This window comes from Stenotrophomonas sp. PS02289 (assembly GCF_029960115.1).
In the GTDB taxonomy this organism is placed as follows: Bacteria; Pseudomonadota; Gammaproteobacteria; order Xanthomonadales; family Xanthomonadaceae; genus Stenotrophomonas.
In genome coordinates this window covers 26,178-45,466 of sequence record NZ_JASCOZ010000017.1, presented here as the reverse complement: position 1 = coordinate 45,466, position 19,289 = coordinate 26,178, and the positions used below count along the sequence as shown (strand labels likewise).

The following is a 19,289-nucleotide window of genomic DNA, read 5'->3' as shown; positions in this document are numbered from 1 at the left end:
CGCCCCCCCCCCCCCGCGCCCCGCCCCCCCCCCCCCCCCGCCGCTACCGATGTCGGTTCCTGCAGACGATCCGCCCGCAGGCAATCAGCCAAGAATCCCAGGCAGATCCAACCCCTTCTCCTTCGCACACGCCACCGCAATCTCATACCCCGCATCCGCATGCCGCATCACGCCGGTCGCCGGGTCGTTCCACAGCACGCGCGCAATCCGCTTCGCCGCCGCCTCGGTGCCGTCGCAGACGATCACCATGCCGGCATGCTGCGAGAAGCCCATGCCGACGCCGCCGCCGTGGTGCAGCGACACCCAGGTGGCACCACTGGCGGTGTTGAGCAGGGCGTTGAGCAGCGGCCAGTCGGACACGGCGTCCGAGCCGTCGGCCATGGCTTCGGTCTCGCGGTTGGGCGAGGCCACGCTGCCGCTGTCCAGATGGTCGCGGCCGATTACCACCGGGGCCTTCAGTTCTCCGTTGGCCACCATCTCGTTGAAGGCCAGGCCCAGCCGGTCGCGGTCGCCCAGGCCGACCCAGCAGATGCGCGCGGGCAGGCCCTGGAACTTGATCTTCTCGGCGGCCATGTCGAGCCAGCGGTGCAGGTGCGGGTTGTCCGGAATCAGTTCCTTGACCTTGGCGTCGGTCTTGGCAATGTCCTCCGGGTCGCCGCTGAGCGCGGCCCAGCGGAACGGGCCGATGCCGCGGCAGAACAGCGGGCGGATGTAGGCCGGCACGAAGCCCGGGAAGTTGAACGCGTTGGCCACGCCTTCTTCCAGCGCCATCTGGCGCAGGTTGTTGCCGTAGTCCACCGTGGGCACGCCCAGCGCATGGAAGCCGAGCATGGCGCGGATGTGGTTGGCCATCGACGCGCGTGCGGCTTTCTCCACTTCCTTGGGGGCGCTCACGCGCTTTGCGTCCCATTGCTCCACGGTCCAGCCCTGCGGCAGGTAGCCGTTGACCGGGTCATGCGCGGAGGTCTGGTCGGTCAGCAGGTCCGGCTTGACGCCGCGCGCCAGCAGCTCGGCCAGCACGTCGGCGACATTGCCGAGCAGGCCGACCGACAACGGCTTCTTGGCCGCGCAGGATTCCTCGATCAGGCGCAGCGCTTCGTCCAGGTTGTCAGTCCAGGTGTCCAGATAGCCGGTGCGCAGGCGCATGTCGATGCTGCTCTGGCGGCATTCCACCGCCAGACACGAAGCGCCAGCCATCACCGCAGCCAGCGGCTGCGCGCCGCCCATGCCGCCGAGACCACCGGTGAACAGCCATTTGCTGGCCAGATCACCCCCGAAGTGCTGCCGACCCATTTCCACGAAGGTCTCGTAGGTGCCCTGCACGATGCCCTGCGCGCCGATGTAGATCCAGCTGCCGGCGGTCATCTGGCCGTACATGGCCAGACCCTTCTTATCCAGTTCGTTGAAGTGGTCCCAGTTGGCCCAGCGCGGCACCAGGTTGGAATTGGCGATCAGCACGCGCGGCGCGTCGGCATGGGTGCGGAACACGCCGACCGGCTTGCCGGACTGCACCAGCAGCGTCTGGTCGTCTTCCAGCCGCTTCAGCGTTTCGACGATGGCATCAAAGCTGGCCCAGTCACGCGCGGCGCGGCCGATGCCGCCGTACACCACCAGCTCCTGCGGGCGCTCGGCCACGTCCGGGTGCAGGTTGTTCATCAGCATGCGCAGCGGCGCTTCGGTCAGCCAGCTTTTGGCGGTGAGCGTGGTGCCGGTGGGGGCAATGATGGTGCGGGTGGAATCGTGACGGCTCATGCAGCACTCCGGGCGTTCGCAAATTCAAGGCAGGCGTTGAGCACCTGCTGCAGCGTGTGGCGCAGCGGTGCGGCGTGGTCGGGGTCGAGCGGGGTGGGCCAGCTGTGCACGTCCACGTCGGTGGGTTCGTGCATGTAGCCACGGCAGGCCAGTTCCATCTGCAGGCTGTGTACGCCGGCGGGAATGTCGCTGTAGTGGCGGGTGATCCAGCCACCCTTGAAGCGGCCGTTGCGCACATGCGGCATGCCGCTGAAACGGCACAGGTTTTCCACCACGTCAGCCAGTGCGTTGTCGCAGCTGGTGTCCACCACACCGGAAGGACCGGCGGTGCCGAGGTTGAACTGCGGCAGTTCACCGTCGAACAGGTGCGGAATATGCGAGCGGATCGAATGCGCGTCGTACACCACCACGGTGCCGTGGCGTGCGCGCAGCCGCGAGATCTCGCCGGCCAGCGCGGCATGGTACGGGTCGAACCAGGTGGCGCGGCGCTGCGCGATTTCCTGCGCGTCCGGCTCCTGCCCGGGGCGATACAGCGGCTGGTTGTCGAAGGTGGTCAGCGGGCAGAGACCGGTGGTGTTCTGGCCGGGATACAACGAGGCCCCGCTGGGGTCGCGGTTGAGATCGATGACCGAGCGCGAGATCGCCGACCGCACCGTGGTCGCGCCCATGTCGCGTGCGAAGTCGTACAGCTCATGCACCCACCAGTCGGCGTCACGACGTGCCAGCCACGGCGACCAGAAGCGGTCGGCCAGCGCATCCGGCAGGTCGGTGCCGGTATGCGGGAAGCTGACAATCAGCGGCGCATCTCCGCGGTGAACCTGCAGCCAGTCCGGGTGTCCGGTCATGCCAGGGGCTCCACGGCGGGCAGCAGCGCTGCCAGACCTTCGGCCAGCGCACCGCTGCGCACCAGTTCGGTGGCGGCCAGCATGTCCGGATGGAAGTAGCGGTCGTCCTGCAGCGTGGGCACCTGCGCGCGCAAGCGCTGACGCACGGCTTCCAATGCGTCGCTGGAGCGCAGCGGGGCGTGGAAGTCGCAGCCCTGCGCAGCGGCCAGCAGTTCGATGCCGACCACATTGGCGGCGTTTTCGGCCATGGCCAGCAGGCGGCGCGCGCCATGCGCGGCCATCGAGACGTGGTCTTCCTGGTTGGCCGAGGTCGGAATCGAATCGACGCTGGCCGGATAGGCGCGCTGCTTGTTCTCCGAGACCAGCGCGGCGGCAGTGACCTGCGGAATCATGAAACCGGAATTGAGGCCGGGCTTCGGGGTGAGGAAGGCCGGCAGGCCCGACAGCGCGGGGTCGACCAGCATGGCGGTGCGGCGTTCGCTGATCGAGCCGATCTCGCACACGGCCATCGCCAGCATGTCGGCGGCAAAGGCCACCGGTTCGGCGTGGAAGTTGCCGCCGGACAGCGCTTCGTTGGTATCGGTGAAGACCAGCGGGTTGTCGGACACGCCGTTGGCTTCAATCACCAGCGTGGTGGCGGCCTGGCGCATCACGTCGAACGCGGCTCCCATCACCTGCGGCTGGCAGCGCAGGCAGTACGGGTCCTGCACGCGCACGTCGTTGTCGCGGTGCGATTCGCGGATGGCCGAACCCTGCATCAGTGCGCGCAGCGTCGCGGCGGTAGCGATCTGCCCGCGCTGGCCGCGGATCTGATGGATGCGCGGGTCAAACGGGGTGTCAGAACCCTTGGCCGCTTCGACCGAGAGCGCGCCGGCAACCAGTGCCGCATGAAACACGGTGCTGATCTCGAACAGGCCGGCCAGTGCGTAGGCGGTGGAATACTGGGTGCCATTGAGCAGGGCCAGGCCTTCCTTCGCGCCCAGCACCAGCGGCTGCAGCTTCAAGCGGGCGAGGGCGTCGGCAGCCGGCAGACGTTCGCCACCGACGAAGGCCTCGCCCACGCCGATCATCACGCTGGCCAGATGCGAGAGCGGAGCCAGGTCGCCGGACGCGCCGACCGAGCCCTGGCACGGAATCACCGGCACGATGTCGTGTTGCAGGAAAGCTTCCAGCAGCGCCAGCGTTTCCGGGCGGATGCCGGAAGCGCCCTGGGCCAGGCTGGTCAGCTTCAGCGCCATCATCAGCCGCACGACCGGTGCCGGCATCGGCTCACCGACGCCAGCGGCGTGCGAGAGCACGATATTGCGCTGCAGAGTGGCCAGGTCATCGCGCTCGATGCGCACGCTGGCCAGTTTGCCGAAGCCGGTGTTGATGCCGTACACGGGCTCGCCCTTGGCGACGATATCGGCCACGGTCTTTGCGCTGCGCGCGACGGCCTCGGCACTGGCTGGGTCCAGGCGCACCTGCGCGCCGGCGTAGATGGCACGCCACTGTTCCAGGGTGACGTGGCCCGGGGAGAGGGTCAGGGTGTTGCTCATGGAATCTCCAGACATCACAGCGTTGTTCAGACAGGTTCACCGCGCATCACGCGCGCGTGCAGGGGATTGAAGCCGATGCGGTACACCAGGTCGGCCGGAGCCTGGATGTCCCACACCGCCAGATTGCAGTCCATGCCCACCGCCAGCCGGCCGATGCGGTCGGCGCGGCCCAGCGCCCGCGCTGCTTCGCGGGTGAAGCCGGCAATGCACTCGTCGACGGTCATGCGGAACAGGGTGGCGGCCATGTTCATCGCCAGCAGCGGGCTGGTCAGCGGTGACGTGCCCGGGTTGCTGTCGGTGGCCAGTGCCAGCGGCACACCGGCGGCGCGCAGCGCGGCCAACGGGGGCAGGGTGGTGTCGCGGGTGAAGTAGAACGCGCCCGGCAGCAGCACGGCCACGGTGCCGGCGGCGCGCATGGCGGCAATGCCGTCGTCTTCGAGGTGCTCGATATGGTCGGCCGACAGCGCGCCGTAGCGGGCGGCCAGTGCGGCGCCATGCTGGTTGCTGAGCTGCTCGGCGTGGATCTTCACCGCCAGCCCGTGCTCGCGCGCGGCGACGAACACCTGCTCGGCCTGGGCCGGGCTGAAGGCGATGTTCTCGCAGAACACATCCACCGCTTCGGCGAGCTGCTGCGCGGCCACGGCGGGAATCATCACGGTGCAGACTTCGTTGATGTAGTCCTGGGCGTCGCGCCCGGGCGGTACCGCATGTGCGCCCAGGAAGGTGGGTACCACGTCCACCGCGCGCGACTGCGCGAGTTGCCGCGCGACCCGCAGTTGTTTGGTTTCGTCTTCCAGGGTGAGCCCGTAGCCGGACTTGATCTCCACCGTGGTCAGGCCTTCGGCCAGCATCGCATCCAGCCTCGGCAGGCTCTGCGCGAGCAGTTCGGCGTCGCTGGCGGCGCGGGTGGCGCGCACCGTGGAGACAATGCCGCCGCCGGCGCGGGCGATGTCGGCGTAGCTCACGCCCTGCAGGCGCTGCTCGAACTCGCCGGCGCGGTTGCCGGCGTAGACCAGATGGGTATGGCAGTCGATCAGTCCCGGGCTGATCCAGCGTCCACCGGCGTCGATGCGTCGGGCCGGCTGCAGATGGGCGTCGCTGCCGGCGGGACCGACATGGACGATGCGGCCCTGGTGGGCGGCGATCACGCCGTCCTCGATGACGCCCAGGCCGGGGCCTTCCAGCGTCATCAGATGGGCATGGGACCAAACGGTGTCACAGTGCACAGCAGCCACCACATCAGCTCATATGTCTATACAATATAGGCGACGCTTCTGGGATGTCCAGTGATGCCTGATACCACCGCTTCCACCGTCGCTTTCCACGCCGAGCACGCGCTGCTGCCGCAGGGCTGGGCCCGTGATGTGCGCATTGTCGGCAGCGGCGCTACCTTGCAGGAGGTCACCGCGGGTGTGCCGGCACAGGAGGGTGACATCCCGCTGGCGATCGCGCTGCCCGGGCTGGGCAACCTGCACAGCCACGCCTTCCAGCGCGGCATGGCCGGACTGACCGAAATCGGCGGGCGCAGCGGCGACAGCTTCTGGAGCTGGCGCGAACTCATGTACCGGTTCCTGGCGCATCTGCAACCCGAGGCGGTGCAGGCGATCGCCGAGCAGGCCTACGTGGAAATGCTCGAGTCGGGCTTCACCCGGGTGGGCGAGTTCCACTATCTGCACCACAACGCCGATGGCACCCCGTATGCCGACCGCGCCGAAATGGCCGCGCGCATTGCCGCGGCCGCCCAGGGCAGTGGCATCGGCCTGACCCTGCTGCCGGTGTTCTACGCGCATGCGGACTTCGGTGGCGCGCCGCCGAATCCCGCGCAGCGCCGCCTGATCCATGACGTGGACGGCTTTGCGGAGCTGCTGGCCGGATGCCGGCAGGCGCTGCGCGGCCAGGACGATGCAGTGCTGGGGATTGCCCCGCACAGCCTGCGCGCGGTCACCGGCGAGGAACTGGCGGCGTTGCTGCCGCTCAACACCGGTCCGGTGCACATCCACATCGCCGAACAGACCCGGGAAGTCGACGCCTGTGTGGCCTGGAGCGGTCTGCGCCCGGTGCGCTGGCTGTACGAACACGCGGCGGTGGACGCGCGCTGGTGCCTGGTGCATGCCACGCATGTGGATGCCGACGAGGTACAGCGCATGCTGGCCAGCCAGGCGGTGGTCGGTCTCTGCCCGATCACCGAGGCCAATCTCGGCGACGGCCTGTTCCCGATGCCGGCCTTCGCGCAGGGCGGCGGGCGTTTCGGCGTGGGCTCGGATTCCAACGTGCTGATCGACGCGGCTGAAGAACTGCGCCTGCTCGAGTACGGGCAGCGCCTGCAACTGCGCGGACGCAATGTTTTGGCTCCACAGGAAGGCATCTCCAGCGGTCGCTGGCTGTTCCAGCAGGCGCTGCAGGGCGCGGCGCAGGCGCTGGGCGTGGGCCACGACCTGCAGCCGGGCGCGCCGGCCGATGTGGTCGAACTGGACCCGCAGCACCCCGCGCTGATCGCGCGCGAGGGCGATGCCTGGCTTGACAGCTGGGTGTTCGCCGCACGTAATGGTGCCGTGCGCTCGGTGTGGCGTGGCGGCCGGCAATGGGTCCGGCAGGGGCGTCATCTGCACCGCGATGTGGTCGCCGCACGTTTTGCGACCGCGCTGCGCGGCGTACTGCATGCCGCGCGCTGAACACCCGCCCCGTGACTCGATAGACCAGGATTTCCGCGTGACGGGCAAGAAAGCACCCACTCTCAACCAGCGTATTCGTGAGGATCTGGAAGGTCGCATCCTCAGTGGGCAGTGGCCGCCGGGTTTCCGTATCCCGTACGAGCACGAGCTGATGGAACAGTACGGCTGCTCGCGCATGACGGTGAACAAGGTGCTCACCGCGCTGGCCGAAAGCGGGATGATCGAGCGCCGTCGCCGCGCGGGTTCGTTCGTGGCCCGCCAGCCGCCACATCTGGAGCAGGTGGCGCTGGAAATTCCTGACATCGCGATGGCGGTCGGTGCGCGTGGGCATACCTATGGGTATCAGTTGCTGGATCGGGCGCATCGCCGCGCGGATCCGGCCAACGAAGACGAGATGGCGTTATCGGGTGGACGCATGCTGCTGGCCATCCGCTGCCTGCATCTGGCCGACGGCCAGCCATTTGCGCTGGAACACCGTCTGATCAATCCAGACGGCGTGCCGGAAGCGCTGCAGGTGGATTTCGCGGTGATGGCACCGGGCAGCTGGTTGCTGCAGAACGTGTCATGGACGCGGGCCCAGCATCGCATCAGCGCGTGGGGGGCGGATGCGCCGGCGGCCGCGCTGCTGAAGGTCAAGGCCGGTACGGCCTGCCTGGTGATTGACCGTCACACCTGGCGGGGTGAGCAGCCGATCACCCGGGTCAAGCAGATGTTTCTCGGAGATGCGTGGGACCTGGTCGCCCGGTTCGCGCCCGGCGCGCGTTAATCAACAACGCGTCGTGGGGCCACGTAGAGCCGGGCTTGCCCGGCTGCTCTTGGCGCGCGAACGGCAGCGGGGCAAGCCCCGCTCTACGTAACCGCACGATTCAACGCAACGGCGCGTATCAACGAAACCGCGCGATTCAATGTAAAGGCGCGTATCAACGACACCGCGTGGAGACCATCACGACGTGGCGCACTGCCTCCACCGCACCGGCTCTTCCGTACCCGGGCGTGGGTTGAGCTGGATGCGCACGGTGCGCAGCGCCGGATAGCGCTTCACCTCGGTGCAGACCCGCGGCCACACCGCGTCGATCTCTTCATTGCGGTTCACCGCGAGGGTCTGGCTGGTCTGCCAGAACGCGCTCAGCACCCCCGTCTGCTTGCCCACGTTCTGGGCCAGCTCGCGTCGGTACTGGGCCAGGGTGGCCGCATCCGGGTCGCCGTCGGTGCCGAGGATGCTGCCGGGCGCGGGGTGGTCAGGGTGCTGGGCAACCGGTGCAGGCGTCGCCGGGGCAGCCGCAGGCGGAGCCGACGCGGGCGCGGGCGTTGCAGTGACCGGGGGCGGGGCGGTCTCGGTCGCGACCGGCGCTGCGGCTGCAGGCGCGCTGGCCTGTGCCGGAGCCGGCGCAGCCGGGGCGTCGTCCATCCGTGTGGTCAGATAGCTCATGCCCACCAGCAGGCCCAGCGTGAGCGAGCCCAGCGCGGCAATGGAAATGCGGCGGATTGCCTCGCGACGCGCAGCCTTCTTGACCGCCGACTCCATGTCGCCGGGCAGATAGGGGATCAGCATCGGCCACAGCAGCTGGCCGTCCAGGACCTCAACGCCCTGTTTTTCAGCCGCGGCGCGGCCATCGCGCTGGACCTGGCCTTCGGTGATCAGGATGCCGCCCTTGGCACCGGCCAGGCGCGCGGCCGTACCCAGCTCGTTCACGGCCGCCGGGCCGATCCGATACGCCAGCCCGTGCTTGCAGGCCAGCAGCCAGCGCTTGTGCTGCGGATCTTCCATCAGGAAGTCGCTGCGCGGCTCACGGTGGTCCTCGTCTTCATCGGGCACGTCGGTCAGCCCGCGCTTCTCGCGCATGGCGCGTTTGACGATCTCGGAAAAGTCGCGCCAGTGCATGCCGGCCAGGGCGTTCAGCCCCAGCTTGACCTCCTTGCGGCGGCGCTTGACCAGCCAGAAGTAAGCGGTCGCCAGGGACCAGACGACAAGGGCCAGCAGCAGAGCCAGAATCCAGGAGAACATGAGGTGCTAGAGAATGAACACGGAGTGCGTCGGGACAGTGTATATGCGCCCGCACCTGTCTGCGTCGTGTCGTTTTCGGTTTTTTTTGCGGGCCGTTCCGCACCTGTCGGTCACCTGGGTGACGCATGTCTCAGTTTTGTGTCCGCCCGGGGCGGCCCAACAAAAAACCCGCCAATCCGGAGCCGAGAGGGGAGGGAACAATCGGCAAGCACGGGGATTGGCGGGTCGGATTCGATTGTCAACAAAGTTCTGCTGCTTTGCAACAATTCAATCCGTCGGCGTACGGTTGCCGCTCAGGCACCGCCCGGCGACTGGTGCGAACCCGGGGCCGGGTCGTCGCTCGGAGACGCGGCGCGGGCCTCGGCCCGGTTCAAGCGGGCGTTGAGGGCATCGATGCGCGCGTTGACCGCAGCGATCTCTTCGGCGGTCGGAATGTGCAGGCGCTTGAGCACCCCCTGGACGCGGTCATCGAAGGCTTTCTCGACCTTGTCCCAAGTACCTGCGGCCTTTTCGCGGGCCTCGCCGAGCTGTTCTTCCACATTGTCGCGCCAGCGCGGGGCGTCGCCGGATCGCTCGCGGTTGCGGGCGTCGATGGCTTCGCCTTCCTTGACCAGATTGTCGAAGAAGCGGCTGCCCTCGGCCTGCGCGCGGCCGAATGCCCCCAGGCCCGCCAGCCAGACCTGCTGGGCCGAATCGGTCAGCTTGCGCGAGAAACGTTCGGCCTGGTCCTGCAGCGAGGGCTTGTCGTCGGTGCTGCGGTCGTCGAAGTCGTCGTGTGAGGTCATGGGGCGATTCCTGTGAGTGGCCACCCCTTGATCCTAGCCAGCCCCACCGTTGAACGGCGTGACGGCGGCGCGCTGGTTCAGCCCAGCTTTTCCTTCAGCACGTCTTTGATCTGGCTCTCGACCATGCCTTTCATCATCGAAACCGGGAAGCCGAGCTCGGCCACCACGTTGACGGCACCCGGCACCAGCTTGATCGCGCCGTCGACGCCGGAGCCGTTGAAGCTGAGCACGTCGCCGGCCCAGCTGCTGCGGACCTGGAACTTCTCGGTCAGTTTGGCGGCCATGGCGTCGATGGCCTGGCGGGCGGCGTCGCTGCTGAGGGCGTGGGCGTGGGTGATATCGATCCTGGACATATGCGCTCCTGGCGGCAGGCGGGGAAGGGTCTGCATTGTGCGCAGGGTCAGCCATCCCGCCAAGAGGCGCGTCACACTTCTTCTTCCCGGACAGGCAACCTGATAGGCTGCGCCGCGTGCAGAACCTGCTAGTTCACTTTACCCAACGCCAACACCCCGACCAGCCGCTGCGGCCCGGGGTGCAACGGATCGTGCGCCACGCCTCCGGCAGTGTCCGGCTCGGCGGCGAAGCGGTCGGCACCTTGTTGCTGGCCCAGTTCTGTCTGGATGACCGCGGCCTGTGGCTGCAGGTGGCCAACGGCATGCGCGGCATTCACGTCAACGGCCGGCCGGTCCGGCGCATGGCGCTGCTACGACCCGGCGATGCGGTCTACGCCGACGGCGTGGAAATGCTGATCCAGGGGCCGTGCGAGGCATTGCAGCATGCCCCGGCGCGCAGCGACGAGCAGGGCGACGACCCGCGCCTGCTGCGCGGGGTGGGCGGGCAGCACCATGGACGCAGCTTCACCCTGGACCGCCCGCGGGTGATCGGGCGGGGCCCGGATTCGGACATCCTGGTCGATGACCCGGCCTTTGCCGAACAGCACGCCCGGCTCGAGCGGCACGGTGAGCGACTGCTGCTGCGTGACCTGGGGGCCGGTGAATCGACCCGGGTCAATGGCGTCAGCGTGCGTCATTGCTGGCTGCAGCCCGGCGACCAGCTGGTGTTCGACGCGCAGCATCGCTTCGTGCTGGAAGTGCCGCACGACGGCAGCAAGCGCATCGTCAGCGAGGAAGAAGACGAGCTGGAGCCGGAAATCGTCACCGAGGCACCGACCGCGCCGCGTCGCGTGAGCCGTTGGCCGTGGCTGCTGGGCAGCGCACTGCTGCTCGGCGGGGTGATCAGCCTGTTGTTGTTGTTCGGCGCGCGATAGATTCAAACGCAACCAATTTTACCTTGTGCGGCAAGGCCTAAAGGCTGGTGCGCTGCGGCATACTAGGGATCTTGCCCCATAGGTGTCACATGACGCGCGCGTTCAATTTCAGTGCCGGCCCTGCAACCCTGCCGGAATCGGTCCTGCGCCAGGCGCAGGCGGAAATGTTGGAATGGAACGGTGCCGGCGCCTCCATTGTGGAAATGAGCCACCGTGGCCCGGAATTCATGGCGGTGGCGGCCCAGGCCGAAGCCGACCTGCGCACGCTGATCGGCATTCCTGACGACTACGCGGTGCTGTTCCTGGCGGGCGGGGCCACCACCCAGCAGGCGCTGCTGGCGCTGAACTTCGCCGCACCCGGCCAGACCTGCGACTACGTGGTGACCGGGCACTGGGGCAAGACCGCGATCAAGCAGGTCGGCCACTACGTCACCCCACACGTGGCCGCCAGCAGCGAAGCCAACGGCTTCCATGACATTCCCGTACGCAGCAGCTGGCAGCTTTCGCCCGATGCCGCCTTCGTGCACATCACCGCCAACGAGACCATCCATGGCGTGGAGTTCCGCGACACGCCGGACGTGGGCGACGTGCCCCTGTTTGCCGACTTCAGTTCCTCCATCGCCAGCGAGCCCATCGACGTCTCGCGCTACGGGCTGATCTACGCCGGTGCGCAGAAGAACCTGGGCCCGGTCGGTGTATCCGTGGTGATCGTGCGTCGCGACCTGCTCGAACGCGCCGGCCAGCCGCGCGCGGATATCTTCGACTACCGCTCGCACGTGGCACGCGACTCCATGCTCAACACCCCGCCGACCTGGAACTGGTACCTGGCCGGGCTGATGTTCCAGTGGATGCTGGCGCAGGGTGGGGTGGAGGAATTCGCCCGCCGCAACGCGACCAAGGCCGCGTTGGTGTACGACGCCATCGATGCCTCCGGCGGCTTCTACCGCAACGAGGTGGTGCCGGCGGTGCGCTCGCGCATGAACATTCCGTTCTTCCTGCCCGACGACACCCTCAACGCCCGTTTCGTCAGTGAGTCCAAGGCGGCCGGCTTGCTGGCGCTGAAGGGCCACAAGGCGGTGGGCGGCATCCGCGCGTCGCTGTACAACGCGATGCCGGTGGAAGGCGCGCAGGCCCTGGTGGCCTTCATGCGCGACTTCCAGCAGCGCAACGGCTGACACTTTACGTTTTGATCGGGGCCCGTGCGGCCCCACCGTACCTGGAGCCGACATGGCCAACAAACCTGCCAAGCCCAAGGCCAGCGCCGTCAAACCGGCCAAGAAGACCAAGGCTGAACCCTCTACCTCCGTTGCCGCTCCGGTGCTGTCGGATGTGCGTGCCAAGATCGACCAGATCGACCGCAGCATCCAGGCGCTGATTGCCGAACGCGCCCAGTTCGCCCATCAGGTCGGCAAGGCCAAGGGCAAGCTGGCGGCGGCCGTCGACTACTACCGCCCCGAGCGCGAAGCACAGGTGCTGCGCATGGTGGTGGACCGCAATGAAGGCCCGCTCAGCGACGAACTGCTGGTGCACGTGTTCCGCGAAATCATGTCCGCCTGCCTGGCCCAGCAGGAGCCGTTGAAGATCGGCTACCTCGGTCCGGAAGGTACCTTCAGCCAGCAGGCCGTGCTCAAGCACTTCGGCCGCTCGGCGCTGGGTCTGCCGCTGGCCAGCATTGAAGAGGTATTCCAGGAAGTGGAAGCCGGCAATGCCGACTTCGGCGTGGTGCCGGTGGAGAACTCGGGGCAGGGCACCATCCAGATCACCCTGGACATGTTCCTCACCTCCAACCTGAAGATCTGCGGCGAAGTGGAGCTGCGCGTGCAGCAGTACCTGATGTCGCGCAGTGGCCGGCTGGAAGATGTCGAACGGGTGTACGGCCATCCGCAGTCATTCATGCAGACCTCGTCGTGGCTGCGCGCCAACCTGCCCAAGGCCGAGAAGATTCCCGTGTCCAGCAATGCCGAAGGCGCACGCCGCGCCCGCAATGCTGATGACGCCGCCGCCATCGGCGGCGAAAGTGCCGGTCACGTGTACGGTCTGAAGAAGGTCGTCACCAAGCCGATCCAGAACGATGCCGACAACACCACGCGCTTCCTGGTGATTGGTCGGAACATCTTCCCCGGCTCCGGTCATGACCGCACCTCGGTTCTGGTGTTCATCCACGACAAGCCCGGTGCGCTGTTCGACGTGCTCAGCCCGTTTGCCCGCCACGGCATCAGCATGAACCGCATCGAGTCGCGTCCGTCGCACAACGCCAAGTGGGAATACGGCTTCTTCATCGACCTGGCCGGCCATGTCGAGGATGAAGCGATGCAGGCCGCGCTGGCCGAACTCAAGGCGCATTCGGCGCAGATCAAGGTGCTGGGTTCGTACCCGGTGGCTGTGCCCTGATCTTCCGCCTCTTACGAACTTCGCACGACTGCCGCCCATCGGGGCGGCCTTACAGGATTTTCCGATGACCGCTTCCGCTTCCTGGATCGCCCGCAAGGGCCAGCCCCTGCAGGGCAGCCTGACCATTCCCGGCGACAAGTCCGTGTCCCATCGTGCGGTGATGTTCGCCGCGCTGGCCGACGGCGTGTCGCACATCGACGGCTTTCTGGAAGGCGAAGATACCCGTGCCACCGCGGCCATCTTCAGCCAGCTGGGCGTGCGCATTGAAACCCCGTCGCCGTCGCAGCGGGTGGTGCACGGTGTGGGCGTGGATGGACTGAAAGCGCCGTCTGCGGAGCTGGACTGCGGCAATGCGGGCACCGGCATGCGTCTGCTCGCGGGTCTGCTGGCCGCGCAGCCCTTCGACTCGGTGATGGTCGGCGATGAATCCTTGTCGCGCCGCCCGATGCGTCGTGTCACCGGTCCGCTGGCACAGATGGGCGCGAAGATCGACACCGAGGCCGACGGCACGCCGCCGCTGCGTGTGCACGGGGGACAGACCCTGCACGGCATCGATTTCGTGTCACCGGTAGCCAGCGCCCAAGTCAAATCCGCCGTGCTGCTGGCCGGCCTGTACGCGCAGGGCGAAACTGCGGTGACCGAACCGCACCCCACCCGCGATTACAGCGAGCGCATGCTGCGTGCGTTCGGCGTGGAGATTGAATTCTCGCCCGGCAAGGCCCGTCTGCGCGGTGGCCAGCGGCTGCGCGCGACGGATATCGCGGTGCCGGCAGACTTTTCCTCGGCCGCGTTCTTCCTGGTCGCCGGCAGCATCATCCCCGGTTCGGAGCTGCGCCTGCGCCAGGTCGGCCTGAATCCGCGCCGCACCGGCCTGCTGGCCGCGCTGCGCCTGATGGGAGCCGACATCACCGAGGAGAACCATGCCGAGCAGGGCGGGGAAGCGGTGGCGGACCTGGTGGTGCGTTACGCGCCGCTGCACGGTGCGCAGATTCCCGAAGCACTGGTGCCGGACATGATCGACGAATTCCCGGCGCTGTTCGTCGCCGCTGCGGCTGCACAGGGCAACACTGTTGTCAGTGGCGCGGCCGAGCTGCGGGTGAAGGAATCGGACCGTCTGGCGGCCATGGCCACTGGCCTGCGCGCGCTGGGCGTGCAGGTCGACGAGACCGAGGATGGTGCGACCATTCACGGCGGCGGCAACATCGGCAGTGGCACCATCGAAAGCCATGGCGATCACCGCATTGCGATGGCGTTTGCGATTGCCGGTCAGCTCAGCAGCGGCGAAGTGCGGGTCAATGACATTGCCAATGTGGCGACGTCGTTCCCGTATTTTGATGGGTTGGCGACCGGCGCGGGTTTCGGGTTGGCGCTGGCGTGATCAAAAAAGGAAGGGGCCAATGGCCCCTTCCTTTTTCATCGCACCCATATCGCACTTAACGCTGCGTACGGAAATCCACCGGCACGCGCACCACACTGGCCACAGCACGGCCGTTCTGCATGGCCGGCTCGAACTTCCAGTCACGCACGGTGCTCAGCACCGCACGATCCAGATCACGGTCACGCGAACCGGTGCGCTGCACGATGCTGGCGTCGGTCACCTGGCCGCGGGTATCGACATTCAGACTGGCCACCACGCTGCCTTCCGAGCCGTTACGCAGTGCGCTGGCCGGGTAATCCGGCTTGGCATTGCTGGCCAGAGGACGGGCATCGCGGTTGCGCACTGCGGTGACCGCGCGACGTTCGGAAGCTGGCGCAGCCTGGCGCTGCGCGGCTGGAGCGGGCGTGGTGGCGACCGGCGTTTCAGTAGCCGGCAGCATGCGCTCGCCGACCGGGGCGCTCATGGTGTCGCTGGGATTGGCATAGCGCAGCCACACCAGCGCGGCGGCGAACATCGCGACAATCAGTGCCATCCACAGCCAGGGAGAAGCGCGGCGGCGCGACGGATCATCGGTGATGTCGCGCTGCTGCTGCGGCGAGCTGTGCATGTCGTGGGCATGGGTAACACTCATGGCGGACTCCTCGTGTCGAGTTGACGTCCGCAGTCTTGCCCGCTTCCGGTTGCGTGGGTGTCACCGCTGCGTCAACGCGGCGACTGCATTCCCGATGAGGTTCAGCTAGATGAGCCGCGCCTGCACATGAGCATGACGCGGCGATGAATCAATCGGTTTTGAAATCAAACGGCACTTCAATGCTGCCGGTAACCGCCTGTCCATTGCTCTGTGCTGGCACGAAGCGCCAGCGCCGCACGGCATCCACCGCAGCGCGATCCAGGTCGCGTGAGCCACTCCGCTGCACGATGGTCGCGTTGAAGGGCATGCCGGTGGCATCCACGTCCACGCGGACCACGACGCTGCCGGAATCGCCACGGCGCAGCGCGGCGGGCGGGTAGGTCGGCGGCGGCGACTGGTCGGCAATTGGCTGCGGGCGATCGCCCGGTGCCAGGGCCTGCGGCGCGGCCTCGGGAAGCGGGGCAGGGACGGCGGCCGGCGGTGGCGGCGCGGTTTCCACCAACTGCGGTTTTTCCTCCACGGCCGGCGGATCCTTGGCATCGGGCATGTCGCTGGAACCGGCCGCCGCCGCCAGCGGTTCGGGCAGCGGCTCCACCTCGGCCACCTGCTGCGGGGTCTGCGCCGGGCCGGCGGTGTAGAAGTCCTTCTTGCGGTTGGTGGCCCAGACCGCCACGAACAGCAGCAGGCCGACGCCAAAGGCGATGCCCGCGATCTTCAGGCTGTGCGCGGGCAGATGCAGGGTCAGGGTCTTGCCAGAGGAGGAGCGGGACGCAGACATGGGCCATACCGGTATGAACCCCCCGATTCTGCCATGCCAGATATGAACCGGCGGCAGAAAAGTGCATAACAGGCGATAATCCCCCTCCAACCCTGTAACCAACCGACTGCCATGCTCGATCCAGCCCTGCTTCGCCAGAACCCCGCCGACCTTGCCGACCGCCTGCGCAGCTCGCGCGGCTTCGAGCTGGACGTGTCCGGGCTGGCGTCTCTGGAGGCCGACCGCAAGCGCATCCAGGTGCGCACCCAGGAACTGCAGAGCCTGCGCAACAGCCGCTCCAAGGCCATCGGCCAGGCCAAGGCCAAGGGCGAAGACGTCTCGGCCATCATGGCCGAGGTTGCCGCGTTCGCCGACGAACTGAAGGCTTCGGAAGTGGCCCTGGATGAGCTGCGCGAGAAGATCGACGCCATCGCCCAGGGCATTCCCAATGTGCCGGCCGACGATGTGCCGCTGGGCAAGGACGAGAGCGAGAACGTCGAGCAGCACCGCTGGGGCACCCCGCGCAGCTTCGACTTCCCGGTGCTGGACCACGTGGAGCTGGGCGCACGCCATCAGCGCCTGGATGCCGAGGCCGGTGCCAAGCTGTCGGGCTCGCGCTTCACCGTGCTGCGTGGCCCCGTCGCCCGTCTGCACCGCGCGCTGGCCCAGTTCATGCTGGACCTGCACACCGGCGAGCATGGTTTTGAAGAAACCAACGTGCCGGTGCTGGTCAACCCGGATTCGCTGCGCGGTACCGGCCAGCTGCCGAAGTTCGAGGAAGACCTGTTCAAGACGGCCGTCGGCGACTCCCCGCGTTACCTGATTCCGACCTCGGAAGTGTCGCTGACGAATATTGTCCGCGATGAGATCGTGGATGCTGAAAACCTGCCGCAGCGTATGACCGCCCATTCGCTGTGCTTCCGCGCCGAAGCCGGCAGCGGCGGCCGCGACGTGCGCGGCATGATCCGCCAGCACCAGTTCGAGAAGGTGGAGCTGGTCACCGTGTGTGCACCGGCCGACAGCGAAGCCGAACACCAGCGCATGACCCGCGCCGCGGAAGTGGTGCTGGAAAAGCTCGGCCTGCCGTACCGCAAGGTGCTGCTGTGCACCGGCGACATGGGCTTCTCGGCGATCAAGACCTACGACCTGGAAGTGTGGCTGCCTTCGCAGGACACCTACCGCGAGATTTCGTCGTGCTCAAACTGCGGCGACTTCCAGGCCCGCCGCATGCAGGCGCGCTGGCGCAATGCGGAAACCGGCAAGCCGGAGCTGCTGCACACGCTCAATGGCTCCGGCGTGGCGGTCGGTCGCGCGATGATCGCGGTGATGGAGAACTACCAGAACGCCGACGGCAGCATCACCGTGCCGGACGTGTTGAAGTCCTACATGGGCGGATTGGACACCATCGCCTGACTCACGAAAAACCCGCCGCAAGGCGGGTTTTTTAAAGAAACGGCCCCGCCGAAGCGGGGCCGCAGGGTGGGCCGGAAGGGGGAGGGGAGTTCCGGCCCGGGCAGGGCGTCCGACGAGGACTTAACGCCTGCCCTGGGGAGACATCAGGCTTCCGCCAGTTCTTCAAACTCGGCCGCCGGCAGGCTGGCCAGCGCAGCAGCAATCGCGTCTGCACGGTGCTGCGGCGAATAGGCGATGCCTTCAGCGCGCACGAATTCCACATCGGTGATGCCCATGAAGGCGAACACCTGGCGAAGGAAGGGCTCCTGGAAGTCCGCCGGCGAATCGGTGTAGATGCCGCCACGTGCGCTGGCGATGATCACCCGCTTGCCACCGGCCAGGCCGACCGGGCCATTCTCGGTGTACTTGAAGGTGCGCCCGGCCACGGCCACGCGGTCGATCCAGGCCTTCAGCGTGGAGGGGATGCTGAAGTTGTACATCGGCGCGCCGATGACAACTACGTCTGCGGCCAGGAACTGCTGCATCACGTTTTCTGCATCGGTGGCTTCGGCCGCATCGGCCTGGGCCAGCGAGGTGCTGCGCAGGTGCGGGATCGGGTCACGATCCAGGTCGCGGTAGCTGACGTCGAGATTCTCGACAGTCTCATTGAATCGTGCGACGACAGCGGCCGACAGCTGACGGGAAACCGAGTTGTCGCCAAGGACGCTGGCGTCGAGATGCAGGAGCTTCATGGCAATCACCTATATTCTGGGAGGAGGCGGCAGCGCCGCCGACGGAGAGAACGATAGGTTGTTGCCAATTTGGAATAAAGGTGGTTGAATGCCACGTATTGTTCTACATGTGGAACTGCCACCATGCACGACCTGAACGACCTCTATTACTTCGCCATGGTCGTTGACCATGGTGGTTTTGCCGCCGCCGAGCGCGCTCTGGGCATCCCGAAGTCCCGCCTGAGCCGCCGCATCAGCCAGCTGGAAACCGACCTGGGCGTGCGCCTGCTGCAGCGTTCCACGCGCCGCTTCGCGGTCACCGACGTCGGCACCAGTGTGCACCGCCATGCCCAGACCATGCTCGCCGAGGCTCAGGCCGCGCGTGAGGTGGTGGATCGCCTGAGCGCCGAGCCGCGCGGCGTGGTCCGCGCCAGTGTGCCGGTTTCGCTGGCGCAGATGCAGCTGCCCAAGCTGTTACCGAAGTTCCTGGCCCAGTACCCGAAGGTGCGCCTGCAGCTGAATATCAGTAACCGCCGGGTGGACATCATCAATGAAGGCTACGACGTCGCCCTGCGCGTGCGCTCGCGGTTGGACGACGACGGCAGCCTGGTGATGCGCAGCTTCGGCCAGGTGCAGGAACTGCTGGTTGCCAGCCCCAAGTATCTGGACCGCGCCGGCCGCCCCAAGGACCCGGATGAGTTGGCCAACCACGTCACCCTGAGCATCAGCGAAGACGAAGCCCGTCAGCGCTGGGAGCTGCACGGCCCCGAAGGTGCGGTGCGCCGCGTTGACCTGCAGCCGCGCGTGGCCGGATTCGACTTCCCGCTGCTGCAGAGCATGGTCAAGGACGGCTTCGGCATCACCATGCTGCCGGAAACCGTCTGCGCCGAAGCCGTGCGCAACGGCGAGCTGGAAGTGGTGCTGCCGGACTGGTCGCTGCCGCAGGGCATCTGCCACGCCGTGTTCGCCTCGCGCCGCGGCCTGCTGCCGGCGGTGCGGGTGTTCATCGACTTCCTGGCCGAGCACCTGCCGCCCCAGCTGGAGGCCTCGCGCCTGGACTGCGGCGGAGCCTGCGAGCGCGCCAAAGAGAAGATCAAAGCCAGCGCTTTGGGTGCCCTGGCGGTGGATGCAGGCTGATTCCGCCA

The 19,289-nt window shown here is 67.3% G+C and carries 18 protein-coding genes; 8 read left to right on the top strand and 10 right to left on the bottom strand.

The features are described from left to right. Positions 1–84 precede the first annotated feature (84 nt). Genes hutU through hutI form a run of 4 tightly spaced genes read right to left on the bottom strand, consistent with a single transcriptional unit; the run spans position 85 to position 5,361 of the window. The gene (hutU, locus tag QMX83_RS04355) at positions 85–1,752 is read right to left on the bottom strand and encodes a urocanate hydratase (RefSeq protein ID WP_282295429.1); all 1,668 of its coding nucleotides are present in this window, start codon (positions 1,750–1,752) and stop codon (positions 85–87) included. Next, a complete protein-coding gene (hutG, locus tag QMX83_RS04350) occupies positions 1,749–2,597 on the bottom strand; it encodes an N-formylglutamate deformylase (protein ID WP_282295428.1) in 849 nt (282 codons plus the stop codon). Before hutG ends, hutU begins: the two co-directional genes overlap by 4 nt. Beyond that, positions 2,594–4,135 carry a histidine ammonia-lyase gene (gene hutH, locus QMX83_RS04345; protein ID WP_282295427.1) on the bottom strand — a complete coding sequence of 514 codons (1,542 nt, stop codon included), beginning with the start codon at positions 4,133–4,135 and terminating at the stop codon, positions 2,594–2,596. Before hutH ends, hutG begins: the two co-directional genes overlap by 4 nt. Positions 4,136–4,161: 26 nt before the next feature. Then, positions 4,162–5,361: an imidazolonepropionase gene (gene hutI / locus QMX83_RS04340; RefSeq protein ID WP_282295432.1), complete on the bottom strand. Its 1,200-nt coding sequence runs from the start codon at positions 5,359–5,361 to the stop codon at positions 4,162–4,164. 63 nt (positions 5,362–5,424) lie between these two features. On the opposite strand from hutI, the gene QMX83_RS04335 reads away from it, so the two are divergent. Together QMX83_RS04335 and hutC are read left to right on the top strand one after the other, a co-directional pair. Further along, positions 5,425–6,807, top strand: coding sequence for a formimidoylglutamate deiminase (locus QMX83_RS04335; RefSeq protein WP_282295426.1), 1,383 nt, complete (start codon positions 5,425–5,427; stop codon positions 6,805–6,807). 37 nt (positions 6,808–6,844) lie between these two features. Further along, positions 6,845–7,573, top strand: coding sequence for a histidine utilization repressor (gene hutC / locus QMX83_RS04330; RefSeq protein ID WP_282295425.1), 729 nt, complete (start codon positions 6,845–6,847; stop codon positions 7,571–7,573). 177 nt (positions 7,574–7,750) lie between these two features. Here the strand turns inward: hutC and QMX83_RS04325 are convergent, their stop codons facing one another. From QMX83_RS04325 to QMX83_RS04315, 3 genes are all read right to left on the bottom strand, one after another. Next, positions 7,751–8,812 carry a restriction endonuclease gene (locus tag QMX83_RS04325; RefSeq protein ID WP_282295423.1) on the bottom strand — a complete coding sequence of 354 codons (1,062 nt, stop codon included), beginning with the start codon at positions 8,810–8,812 and terminating at the stop codon, positions 7,751–7,753. Between the two features lie 293 nt (positions 8,813–9,105). Then, entirely contained in the window at positions 9,106–9,597 is a 492-nt protein-coding gene (locus QMX83_RS04320; RefSeq protein ID WP_282295422.1) for a phasin family protein, read from the bottom strand. 77 nt (positions 9,598–9,674) lie between these two features. Further along, positions 9,675–9,950: a polyhydroxyalkanoic acid system family protein gene (locus tag QMX83_RS04315; protein ID WP_282295421.1), complete on the bottom strand. Its 276-nt coding sequence runs from the start codon at positions 9,948–9,950 to the stop codon at positions 9,675–9,677. 116 nt (positions 9,951–10,066) lie between these two features. Here QMX83_RS04315 and QMX83_RS04310 point away from each other — a divergent pair, with 116 nt between their 5' ends. The 4 genes from QMX83_RS04310 to aroA all read left to right on the top strand — a co-directional run bounded on the left by QMX83_RS04310 (position 10,067) and on the right by aroA (position 14,633). Then, complete coding sequence (locus tag QMX83_RS04310; RefSeq protein ID WP_282295420.1) at positions 10,067–10,864, top strand: FHA domain-containing protein; 798 nt, start codon at positions 10,067–10,069, stop codon at positions 10,862–10,864. Positions 10,865–10,953: 89 nt separating this feature from the next. Beyond that, the gene (gene serC / locus QMX83_RS04305) at positions 10,954–12,039 is read left to right on the top strand and encodes a 3-phosphoserine/phosphohydroxythreonine transaminase (RefSeq protein ID WP_282295419.1); all 1,086 of its coding nucleotides are present in this window, start codon (positions 10,954–10,956) and stop codon (positions 12,037–12,039) included. Between the two features lie 52 nt (positions 12,040–12,091). After that, positions 12,092–13,255, top strand: a complete 1,164-nt coding sequence (gene pheA, locus QMX83_RS04300) for a prephenate dehydratase (RefSeq protein ID WP_282295418.1) — start codon at positions 12,092–12,094, stop codon at positions 13,253–13,255. Positions 13,256–13,319: 64 nt separating this feature from the next. After that, the gene (aroA, locus tag QMX83_RS04295; protein WP_282295417.1) at positions 13,320–14,633 is read left to right on the top strand and encodes a 3-phosphoshikimate 1-carboxyvinyltransferase; all 1,314 of its coding nucleotides are present in this window, start codon (positions 13,320–13,322) and stop codon (positions 14,631–14,633) included. Positions 14,634–14,688: 55 nt separating this feature from the next. Here the strand turns inward: aroA and QMX83_RS04290 are convergent, their stop codons facing one another. Together QMX83_RS04290 and QMX83_RS04285 are read right to left on the bottom strand one after the other, a co-directional pair. After that, positions 14,689–15,264: an energy transducer TonB gene (locus QMX83_RS04290; protein ID WP_282295416.1), complete on the bottom strand. Its 576-nt coding sequence runs from the start codon at positions 15,262–15,264 to the stop codon at positions 14,689–14,691. Positions 15,265–15,412: 148 nt separating this feature from the next. Beyond that, entirely contained in the window at positions 15,413–16,042 is a 630-nt protein-coding gene (locus QMX83_RS04285; RefSeq protein WP_282295415.1) for an energy transducer TonB, read from the bottom strand. A gap of 111 nt (positions 16,043–16,153) precedes the next feature. On the opposite strand from QMX83_RS04285, the gene serS reads away from it, so the two are divergent. Beyond that, a complete protein-coding gene (gene serS / locus QMX83_RS04280) occupies positions 16,154–17,434 on the top strand; it encodes a serine--tRNA ligase (protein ID WP_282295414.1) in 1,281 nt (426 codons plus the stop codon). Between the two features lie 143 nt (positions 17,435–17,577). On the opposite strand, the gene QMX83_RS04275 is transcribed toward serS, so the two are convergent. After that, on the bottom strand, positions 17,578–18,165 hold the full coding sequence (locus tag QMX83_RS04275) for an NAD(P)H-dependent oxidoreductase (protein ID WP_282295413.1): 588 nt from the start codon (positions 18,163–18,165) through the stop codon (positions 17,578–17,580). Between the two features lie 123 nt (positions 18,166–18,288). Between QMX83_RS04275 and QMX83_RS04270 the strand changes: the two genes are divergently transcribed. Continuing rightward, entirely contained in the window at positions 18,289–19,281 is a 993-nt protein-coding gene (locus tag QMX83_RS04270; RefSeq protein ID WP_017357441.1) for a LysR family transcriptional regulator, read from the top strand. Positions 19,282–19,289 lie beyond the last annotated feature (8 nt).

Coding starts and splice junctions, on each gene's coding strand:
- hutH (WP_282295427.1), bottom strand. CDS start 4,135: ATGAGCAACACCCTGACCCTCTCCCCGGGCCACGTCACCCTGGAACAG.
- QMX83_RS04275 (WP_282295413.1), bottom strand. CDS start 18,165: ATGAAGCTCCTGCATCTCGACGCCAGCGTCCTTGGCGACAACTCGGTT.
- hutG (WP_282295428.1), bottom strand. CDS start 2,597: ATGACCGGACACCCGGACTGGCTGCAGGTTCACCGCGGAGATGCGCCG.
- QMX83_RS04270 (WP_017357441.1), top strand. CDS start 18,289: ATGCACGACCTGAACGACCTCTATTACTTCGCCATGGTCGTTGACCAT.
- QMX83_RS04315 (WP_282295421.1), bottom strand. CDS start 9,950: ATGTCCAGGATCGATATCACCCACGCCCACGCCCTCAGCAGCGACGCC.
- serC (WP_282295419.1), top strand. CDS start 10,954: ATGACGCGCGCGTTCAATTTCAGTGCCGGCCCTGCAACCCTGCCGGAA.
- QMX83_RS04335 (WP_282295426.1), top strand. CDS start 5,425: ATGCCTGATACCACCGCTTCCACCGTCGCTTTCCACGCCGAGCACGCG.
- aroA (WP_282295417.1), top strand. CDS start 13,320: ATGACCGCTTCCGCTTCCTGGATCGCCCGCAAGGGCCAGCCCCTGCAG.
- QMX83_RS04285 (WP_282295415.1), bottom strand. CDS start 16,042: ATGTCTGCGTCCCGCTCCTCCTCTGGCAAGACCCTGACCCTGCATCTG.
- QMX83_RS04290 (WP_282295416.1), bottom strand. CDS start 15,264: ATGAGTGTTACCCATGCCCACGACATGCACAGCTCGCCGCAGCAGCAG.
- pheA (WP_282295418.1), top strand. CDS start 12,092: ATGGCCAACAAACCTGCCAAGCCCAAGGCCAGCGCCGTCAAACCGGCC.
- hutU (WP_282295429.1), bottom strand. CDS start 1,752: ATGAGCCGTCACGATTCCACCCGCACCATCATTGCCCCCACCGGCACC.
- serS (WP_282295414.1), top strand. CDS start 16,154: ATGCTCGATCCAGCCCTGCTTCGCCAGAACCCCGCCGACCTTGCCGAC.
- QMX83_RS04325 (WP_282295423.1), bottom strand. CDS start 8,812: ATGTTCTCCTGGATTCTGGCTCTGCTGCTGGCCCTTGTCGTCTGGTCC.
- QMX83_RS04320 (WP_282295422.1), bottom strand. CDS start 9,597: ATGACCTCACACGACGACTTCGACGACCGCAGCACCGACGACAAGCCC.